Genomic DNA, 7,824 nt, shown 5'->3' with positions numbered 1-7,824 from the left:
GCAACCGAACTCTTGCTGATCTGCAGCCGTTCCGAGATCTCCCGAACCGACAGGTCCTGCTCGTACGTCAGCCTCAGGATCGATCGTAGGTCCTTCACAGTGGTTCGTTTCGCTTGCTTCCGTCTCGGCATTGCCCCTCTCAAACTCAGCTTGAGAGAGAACATTGCCTGAACGGCGCTCCCGAAAACCAACCTCCCGCAACTGTCCGCGATTTAGCGGAATCCCTGTCCCGGAATTACTGAAATCGCTGTCCGCGAATTAGCGAAATTGCTGTCCGGAAATTGCCGAAACACGCAGATGATCCGCAAACTGAAGGAGCTGCGCCAGGAGATGAGGCGACGGATGCACCAACGGCTCCGCGACCAGCACAGGTGGCTGGCTGCGGTGCTGCGCGGGCACTACGCCTACTTCGGCATCCCTGGCAACAGCACCTGCCTTGGTCGCTTCCGTCTTCAGGTAATGAAGGCATGGCGGCGGGTCCTACTACGGCGAAGCCAACGGCCGAAGCTGTCGTGGGAGCGGTTCAACGCGATCCTGAAGGTCTTCCCGATACCGATCGGGCATGTACGCGACTGGCGTCACCAAATGGTCTGATCAAGCTACTCGTCCGAGGAGCCGGATGCGGGAAAGCTGCACGTCCGGATCTGTGAGGGAGGCGTCGAGCGATCGACGCCTCTACTCGACCCTGCTAGGTAGGCGACAGAGCCCACTTTCTGACCGTAGCTCAAATTGTGGATATTGGCCCCGGGAGGTCGAAAATGCTTTATGTTTCAATGGAGGTTGACTGACACTCTCTCCGCCGCTGCACTGTTCTCCTTTGTATCCGATGGTTCGAACCGACAGCAAAACAGCGAGTAGCGCGACAAAGGCTGATGTGGGGTAGTTCCGCGATGTTACCCCTAGTCACCGCGCAAACCGTAGCTTCCGGGCGTAGGGTCGGAGGACGGATTTCGCGTTGAAGAACACGTGGCGCGCAGAGCTCGAGCCACTGCCGTATTCGAGAAGGCAGCAACCGCATCGAACGCGTGGGGTACCGGCGCCATCAGATGAATGAGTTCGATCATGCAGGATGATCCCTTACGCGCGTTTTCCCATCGGCACCACGTTTCCATCACTCCGCGGCATGAGGGCCACGACTGCCGCCCTCGCGAGGTCCTCCAAGGCGCTTGCAATGTACTTCGCGTAGTGCCGCTCGATCATTTTGACTGAGGTGTTGTGCAGTTTGGCGACCTGTTGAATGGGCAGACCCTTTCGAAGTCCGCGCACGATGCTCGAGTGCCGCAATGCATAGGGATGTGAATCCTAAACGGACGTCAGCACAACTGGTTTCGCATTTAATAGTCTGGCCTCACTTCACCGGAAATTCGGACTATGCCACTGCCGCGATCGCGCGTTCTCTCTCCGGCGCAGGTGTGGCTTGCTCGGCGTGAACCTGGAGAAGATCGGCCCACTGCATGTCTTTATAGTTGAAGCTGCGCGCGAGCGTGGGCTTCACCACCATGAAGTAGGGCGATACATCGAAGTCGCGTGGCGCGTAGAGTGATGAGTGACGGATCGCGGCGACTTCGCGCCGCGCGGACTGATTCTCGATGTACGTGATCTTGGGCAGGACCGGGTAACGCACGGCCTCGAATGCCTGCGCAATGAGCGACGAACAGATGATTCGGCTCGCATCGCCGGAGCCGAGCGCGATGGTTCGGCGACGCCAACGCCGCGTCAGCGGACATGGGAATAGATAGCGCATGAGGTCGATGATGTTCTTGAAATCGTATCCGAGACCAATGCGTTCGAATGCGTAGCGACAGACCTGTTCGCAGTCCGCTTCGCTCAGGCCAACTGGGCGGCAGATGCGGGTTTGACAATGCAAATACTTCGACAGAGGCGCCGACACGACACCTTCGTCAACATTGGCTTCAATCAGGACGTGGGGTTCGCCGCCGCTTGTGGCGCCCGCTATCGGCCCGACGTACAGCGCCGAATGCGACCAGGTCGATTGAGTGAGATACTTGATGCCGCCGGAAATACGACCTTTGCCTTCGACTAGCAGGACGTCGCCGGGTCGAAGCGTGTCGCGTAAGGCCTTCGCCGCATCATCCGAGATGAGCGGCTCACAGTGATTGGCCGGCTTCTGCAGCCGGGCAATCAAACGTTCGACGTTATCGAACATCCAGTCCATCACTCGTTCCTTGCTTTTTTGGCGCTTTCCCGTATGGCGGTTCCAGACGACTGTCTCGTCCTTACCCGAACGTAGTCAGGAAAGATGGACCGGGCCATTGCACGGAGGTCGACCTGTGCACTGCATTTGTCTGAGACGACCATACCTAGGTTTACAATTGACCACCCGGGCCCTTCCCAGTGATGGGAATGTCGCACGTCGAAACGTTCCGATGTGGCGTAGGTGCCGTTCACAACTCCTACGAAGAAGCCGCCCTAGCGCTCGGTTACAGCCCCAGTGGAGGCTACCGCCGCAGTGCTCACGAAGAGATCCTGTAGCGATTTGGGCGTCCGCGCGAGCACCGCCGCGTCGGGGCTGCCCAGTTGAGCAATTTTTTCGGTAGTGATGAGATTAGTCACTCGCAATTCCTCGCGAGACAGTTCATGTAAATCTTCCCAAGGCGGAACGTTTAGCGACAGCGACAACAGATCACCCGCGCCGCCCATGTCGAACGTGTATTTGGCGAGACTTCCGATATCGCGCTCAATGGTCGTGAGATCATATGCGCTGTAGCTCGCGGCCCGCGCATTGTCAGCGCGGTCGCCCATCCAGATCTGATGCACGCGGACATGCGCCTGTTCAGGCACGTAACGCGATTTGCCCGACAGCAGAAGAAAAACGCACATTGATTCGCAGTAGGCCTCCGGCGACACGTGGGCGCGCTCGTCACGTGAGTCGAGGGTAAGCACGCTCACCCCGACCGTCGTGAACATTTCGAGCGCCCGGAACCGCCGTCCGAGCGCGATCGCGTCGTTGACCGAGCCGCCGCTGGAATCCAGCACGATAGTTTCGCCCTTGAGCTGATGATCGCGCGCGAAAGCATCGAAGTCGTTTGGGGTCTCGGCGGTGACAATGCCGACTGCGCTGATCCAGCCTCGGCAATTCGGCTGGCAAGCGACCCAGCTGAATTTCATCGGCAATTGGCGTTGTTCGAGGGCGATGCCAGCATGCGCCGAGCAACCAAGCATGGCCACCAGGCCAAGCAATGCCATGCAACGGGCGGCGCTGAGCAACATCCAAGCTCGGGTGGTCGCCCAGTGAGCGAGCATGGTTCCCTAACCTCGGGTAGTGTTAGCCGCGTTACGACCGCGCATATGCACCGGCGACAGCTGGCGCTGCCCGGATACAGCTCCCGAATCGAATCTCAGCCAACACTGATGCCTGGCGCGCCATTTCGGGCGGGGGCCACGCATGTAGTGCAGCCCGCGTCGGTAGCTGTCGCGCACGTCCATAATCAGGTTGTGAATGACACTGGCGAAGTCGGAGGCAAACTCAGCCGTCCTGCGAGCAAAACCCGAAAATGCGGTTGCACCCATTGTTGTCATATGAACCTCTCCTATATCTCTTCCCGCTCAACACATCGGGCCGTTATGCCCAAGCGTAGCCTCCTAGAGATGGGCCAAGCCATTGCACAGAGGTTGATCATCACCGGACGGTTGGCTGAGAAGAGCACACCAAGGTTTAGGCCCTCCCACGAGGGCCTTGCGACTGATGAGAAGGTCGCGCCACCTTTATGGCGCATTATCCCGCCTGCGCAGATGAGGTTAGTAGGTGGGTTTGCTGCGGGCATGATTCCGCTTGTCGCCCAAAGCGAACTTGCCGCCCGGCGTACAATTCCGTGTCGCGGCCGAGCTATCGGCAGGGGTTCTATGTCGGCTCGAACGCCATCAACGCCAGAGCTTGATCAGTTGCGTTGCCACGCTAGGAAGGTCTGGTCCGAAGGCTGCTGCCGCCGGCCGCCCAGGCACCGCCAGTCCGCGCGAGGGAGCATTGCCGGGTCTGGCGACAACCGATGCCAACTTTCTGCGCCCCGAGAGATTAGTCGTTCCTTACAGTCTATTGTTTGATGGGCGTGGTCAGAGGGTCGTCATTGGTGTCGAGTACGAAGACAGCGAGCAGCTTTGCGGACTCGGTCTTGCTCGCGTTGCGGCTGATCGAATGGATAGCGCCCGGCGGTTCGGACCAGCTCTCGCCTGCCCGGTAGATGCGCGTCTCGCCGTCATTCACCTTCGACTCGATCGCGCCCGAAATCACAAAGGCGTAGATGAAAGCCGACTTCGCGTGGGTGTGGGGCACGGAGGCCGCGCCGGGCGCGTAATCGACTTCCACGGCGATCAGCGACTTGCCAGCGATATTGGGAATGGCCGCCCCGAAGTTCTTCGTGACGGTTTCGGCGTCACTTTCATGGGCGAGCATGGGGCTGGCCATCGGGAAGGTGAGCGCGGCGCAGGTGGCGGAGATGATGGTTCGGATCTTCATGGGCTTTTTCCTTCTCGAGGCCGGCTGTCGAAAAGACCGCGCCGCCGACGTCGACCCGGGCGTGGCTGGTCGGGGAGTCCGTGGGTATCCACACAGTGCCGGCGGCCAGCGCGCCGGCGACTACGGGCAGGAGCATCAGAAAGGTCGTCCGCCAAGACCCGTGATCGAGGATCGCGCCGGCGATCGCGGGCGCGACGCCGCTGGCGACAGCCGCGGCGGCGGACCAGATGCCGACCGCACGGGCTTTCCTTTCTGAGGGAAAGGCCCGCCCGAGCACGGAAAGGCCATTGGGCAGGATCAAGGCTTCGCCTAAGCCTTGCAGGAACCGGCCGACGATGAGCGGGGCGAAGCTCGGCGCGAAACCAATCTCGGTCGCTCCCAGGCCGAAGAGAGCGATCCCTGCGAGGAAGATCCGCTTCTGTCCGAACCGGTCACCCAGAGCGCCGGCGACCAAGGTCGAAGCCGCGAGCGGCAGGAGTTCGGCGTTCATCACCCACTGCAGGTCGAGCGGCGAAAGGCGCATGTCTCGGCCAATCGCCGCGAGCGCGACTGTGACGACGGCGCTGCTGACGAACACGAGGCCGCTGTCCAGACTCGACGCGGCGAGCACCTTTGTGCTGCCCTGCGCGCCGACGGCCTTAGGCTCGGAGAGCGCCAGGCTGCGGTCGGTCAGGATAAGAGACCGTGCTGCTCACGTCCTAATCTCTCAGGTCAGGTCGCGCGATTCGCGGCGCGCGCGCTCATTGGCCAGCAGCCTCAAGCCACGCCGCCGTGTCCGTTCGCGGAACACTCCTCGCAACATCATTTTAACCTCAAGCAGACTCTCGCTAAGCGACCGTCACTTCCAGCCCGCGCCGCGCCGCCGGACGCGCGACACCACGGTTGAGGCAGGCCTGCACGTGAAGAAAGCGGTCGAAGCCGACGAGCTCTTTGCCGCCTTCAACCCGCCGTGCGCGTGTCCAATCCCGAACGCATCGCGAATGGCTTCTCAGGCGCGTTGAAAACCGACGTCGTGAGTAGGACAGCGGCAGCGAGGACCCAGTAATACCAGGCGTCGAGTCCGAAGAATTTGAAGGCAAACGGGGCGACGACAAACACCACCCCGACCGCGCGATCGACCCAAAGGTGCAGCCAGTAGGGAATGATGCGGACGAGCCCGGTGGGATGGTCGGTCACGGCGGCCAAGAGTAGCGCCGCGACACCGACAACAACCGAAAGCCACATTGCGACTGGTCCGCTCTGGCCGAGCTTCAGCGCGAACGGCGCTGCGATCAAAACGATCGCGACGGGATAATCGATCAGGTAGGCGTGGATGGACTTGGTGATGAAGCGGAACGACATCGGCGATACTCCCATGTGCTTGATTGTTCGAACGGATCCTTGCGACGCGGAGGCCCAGCTACCCAAGAGGACGACCACGTCGTCCTTTGCTGGCAAAGCACTCCGTACGACCGCCACGAGTCAGCCCGGCTGAACGCACAGAAAGGCTATGCCGACACGCCAACCATTAGAAATGCCTGGTCATTATTGTTTCTATTCCAATCGCGCGGCGCGCCGTCAATCGCGCCGCGCGCAGTTGACGCACGACCCGCGCGCCATCACGATCACGCCGGGCTATCGACTACATGCCCTATCTTCATGACGTTTGCGCGCCGTCGCCGAATACTGTGTTGCGGTGTGAAGCAGGAGGACAGGCGATGGCCACGACAGTTGCAGGCCCCGCTGGAAGCAACAACGACTGGAGGTCTGCAGAGACTGCTGCCGGGCGCAACGTCGGCCTCTCCCTTTGGAGGGGCGTTCGAGGAAGGTGCCCGCGCTGCGGGCGCGGTCGTCTGTTTTGCGCGTTTCTCAAGGTCGACGACCACTGCTCTGTCTGCGGCCTCGATTTCACCGGACACCGGGCAGACGACCTACCGGCCTACCTGGTGATCGTCATCGTGGGACACGTCTTGGTTCCGGTAATACTCTGGATCGAGGTGGACTATGCACCGTCGCTAGCGTTTCAGCTTGGCGTCTACCTTCCGATTACGGCCTTGGCCTCGATAGCTCTCTTGCAGCCGGTCAAGGGCGCCGTCGTGGCCCTGCAATGGTCACTCAGGATGCACGGCTTCGACGAGCATCCGTCCGACGAATTCCAGGCCTGAGGGGGAAGGTGCCTCAACAGAATTGGCAGCCGCTACTCTCGCGCAGCGGCATTCGGCCGGTCGGAGGAATCCTAACATGACGACTGAGAAGGCGGTGTTGGCCGGCGGATGCTTCTGGGGCATGCAAGACATGTTCCGCCGACTGCGAGGCGTGGTCTCGACGCGAGTCGGCTATACCGGCGGCGATCTCCCCAATCCGAACTACTGCGACCACCAGGGGCACGCCGAGGCAATCGAGATCGTCTTCGATCCCACCGTCGTAACCTACTGGGCCATCCTTGAATGCTTCTTCCAGGTCCACGACCCGACAACGTACGAGCAGCAGGGGAGTGACTTTGGGCCGGGCTACCGTTCCGCCATCTTCTATACGGACGAGCAGCAGAAGGACACGGCGCTCGCGACGATTGACGAAATCGAAGCCTCTGGTTTGTGGCCCGGTCCCTTGGTGACGGAAATCAACCCGGAGGAGCTGTTCTGGCAGGCGGAGCCCGAGCATCAGGACTATCTGCAACGACACCCGGGCGGCTACAGCTGCCACTTCTTCCGACCTAATTGGCGACTGCCGTCAGGTCAAGCATTCCAGAAGTCGCGAACCGACGGAAACTGACCTGCAACTAGCGGCGATGGTGAGTCAGGGGCGACGCTCGCTGCTAGGCTGATGGCGTCGCGAAGATATCGGCTCCGCAGTGCCGGCGCATAATAGCGGTGGCGGCCTCGAACTGTTCTGCACTGGCGGGGTGGACGATCACCACGATGCCGCCGTTGAGGATCTGGCTCTCGGACCACTCATGCACGTGGGCTTCGTGTCGCCGCCCGAACAAGGCCGCGAGCCCGCCCACACCAGCCCCGGCAGCCAACCCGGCTAGCATAACCGGCGCGGCCGTTCCGCCCGTTGTTGCCAAGACGGCACCGGCGCCGGCGAACGACGCGACAGTGGCGGCGAGCGAAGTCGCAAGCGTGCGAACCTGCTGGCGGTCATCGCTCAAGCCGATCTCGATGCGAGACAGCTGCTTGATGTCGCAGCCAACAGCGCCCGCACAGGACGCTGCGATCTCCTCCTGCGCCAGGAAGCTTATGCGAGCGCGGTCAATCCCCGCGGCTCCCAACTCTCTTACAGCAGCCTCGAATTCAACTTCACTTTGCAGCGCGCCAACGACCTCTCTAAAATCGCTCACAATTGTCATCCTCTGAGCTTGCTTTCCTGTT

At 61.0% G+C, this 7,824-nt stretch carries 10 protein-coding genes and 1 pseudogene; 3 read left to right on the top strand and 8 right to left on the bottom strand.

Going from position 1 to position 7,824, the window contains the following annotated elements; translation table 11 throughout:
- Positions 1-131 (bottom strand): sigma factor-like helix-turn-helix DNA-binding protein (locus J6525_RS47095; protein WP_283848607.1); only part of this gene is annotated, 131 nt, incomplete at its 3' end.
- Between the two features lie 166 nt (positions 132-297).
- On the opposite strand from J6525_RS47095, the gene J6525_RS38805 reads away from it, so the two are divergent.
- Complete coding sequence (locus tag J6525_RS38805; RefSeq protein WP_225648591.1) at positions 298-594, top strand: hypothetical protein; 297 nt, start codon at positions 298-300, stop codon at positions 592-594.
- A gap of 483 nt (positions 595-1,077) precedes the next feature.
- Here the strand turns inward: J6525_RS38805 and J6525_RS38800 are convergent.
- From J6525_RS38800 to J6525_RS38770, 6 genes and pseudogenes are all read right to left on the bottom strand, one after another.
- Positions 1,078-1,293, bottom strand: a pseudogene (locus J6525_RS38800) (tyrosine-type recombinase/integrase); the annotation flags it as partial.
- A 76-nt stretch (positions 1,294-1,369) separates the two neighbouring features.
- Complete coding sequence (locus J6525_RS38795) at positions 1,370-2,176, bottom strand: YiiX/YebB-like N1pC/P60 family cysteine hydrolase (RefSeq protein WP_225648590.1); 807 nt, start codon at positions 2,174-2,176, stop codon at positions 1,370-1,372.
- 254 nt (positions 2,177-2,430) lie between these two features.
- Positions 2,431-3,231, bottom strand: coding sequence for a COG3904 family protein (locus tag J6525_RS38790; RefSeq protein ID WP_225648589.1), 801 nt, complete (start codon positions 3,229-3,231; stop codon positions 2,431-2,433).
- 820 nt (positions 3,232-4,051) lie between these two features.
- The gene (locus J6525_RS38785; protein WP_225648588.1) at positions 4,052-4,474 is read right to left on the bottom strand and encodes a cupin domain-containing protein; all 423 of its coding nucleotides are present in this window, start codon (positions 4,472-4,474) and stop codon (positions 4,052-4,054) included.
- Positions 4,398-5,084 carry an MFS transporter gene (locus tag J6525_RS38780; protein ID WP_225648587.1) on the bottom strand — a complete coding sequence of 229 codons (687 nt, stop codon included), beginning with the start codon at positions 5,082-5,084 and terminating at the stop codon, positions 4,398-4,400. Before J6525_RS38780 ends, J6525_RS38785 begins: the two co-directional genes overlap by 77 nt.
- Positions 5,085-5,413: 329 nt before the next feature.
- On the bottom strand, positions 5,414-5,815 hold the full coding sequence (locus J6525_RS38770; RefSeq protein WP_225648586.1) for an SPW repeat domain-containing protein: 402 nt from the start codon (positions 5,813-5,815) through the stop codon (positions 5,414-5,416).
- Positions 5,816-6,171: 356 nt separating this feature from the next.
- Here J6525_RS38770 and J6525_RS38765 point away from each other — a divergent pair, with 356 nt between their 5' ends.
- Both J6525_RS38765 and msrA read left to right on the top strand, forming a co-directional pair.
- Complete coding sequence (locus J6525_RS38765; RefSeq protein WP_225648585.1) at positions 6,172-6,618, top strand: DUF983 domain-containing protein; 447 nt, start codon at positions 6,172-6,174, stop codon at positions 6,616-6,618.
- Between the two features lie 76 nt (positions 6,619-6,694).
- On the top strand, positions 6,695-7,225 hold the full coding sequence (gene msrA / locus J6525_RS38760) for a peptide-methionine (S)-S-oxide reductase MsrA (RefSeq protein ID WP_225648584.1): 531 nt from the start codon (positions 6,695-6,697) through the stop codon (positions 7,223-7,225).
- A gap of 43 nt (positions 7,226-7,268) precedes the next feature.
- On the opposite strand, the gene J6525_RS38755 is transcribed toward msrA, so the two are convergent.
- The gene (locus J6525_RS38755) at positions 7,269-7,793 is read right to left on the bottom strand and encodes a hypothetical protein (protein ID WP_225648582.1); all 525 of its coding nucleotides are present in this window, start codon (positions 7,791-7,793) and stop codon (positions 7,269-7,271) included.
- Between the last annotated feature and the right edge of the window lie 31 nt (positions 7,794-7,824).

This window comes from Bradyrhizobium australafricanum, from assembly GCF_020329495.1.
GTDB lineage: Bacteria > Pseudomonadota > Alphaproteobacteria > Rhizobiales > Xanthobacteraceae > Bradyrhizobium > Bradyrhizobium australafricanum.
Note: the sequence above shows the minus strand (reverse complement) of the source record. Positions and strands in the feature narration are given on the sequence as shown.

What these genes read in the sequence shown, in the direction of transcription:
- J6525_RS38770 (WP_225648586.1), bottom strand. Translation starts at nt 5,815, where the DNA reads ATGTCGTTCCGCTTCATCACCAAGTCCATCCACGCCTACCTGATCGAT.
- J6525_RS38795 (WP_225648590.1), bottom strand. Translation starts at nt 2,176, where the DNA reads ATGGACTGGATGTTCGATAACGTCGAACGTTTGATTGCCCGGCTGCAG.
- J6525_RS38785 (WP_225648588.1), bottom strand. Translation starts at nt 4,474, where the DNA reads ATGAAGATCCGAACCATCATCTCCGCCACCTGCGCCGCGCTCACCTTC.
- J6525_RS38805 (WP_225648591.1), top strand. Translation starts at nt 298, where the DNA reads ATGATCCGCAAACTGAAGGAGCTGCGCCAGGAGATGAGGCGACGGATG.
- J6525_RS38765 (WP_225648585.1), top strand. Translation starts at nt 6,172, where the DNA reads ATGGCCACGACAGTTGCAGGCCCCGCTGGAAGCAACAACGACTGGAGG.
- msrA (WP_225648584.1), top strand. Translation starts at nt 6,695, where the DNA reads ATGACGACTGAGAAGGCGGTGTTGGCCGGCGGATGCTTCTGGGGCATG.
- J6525_RS38790 (WP_225648589.1), bottom strand. Translation starts at nt 3,231, where the DNA reads ATGTTGCTCAGCGCCGCCCGTTGCATGGCATTGCTTGGCCTGGTGGCC.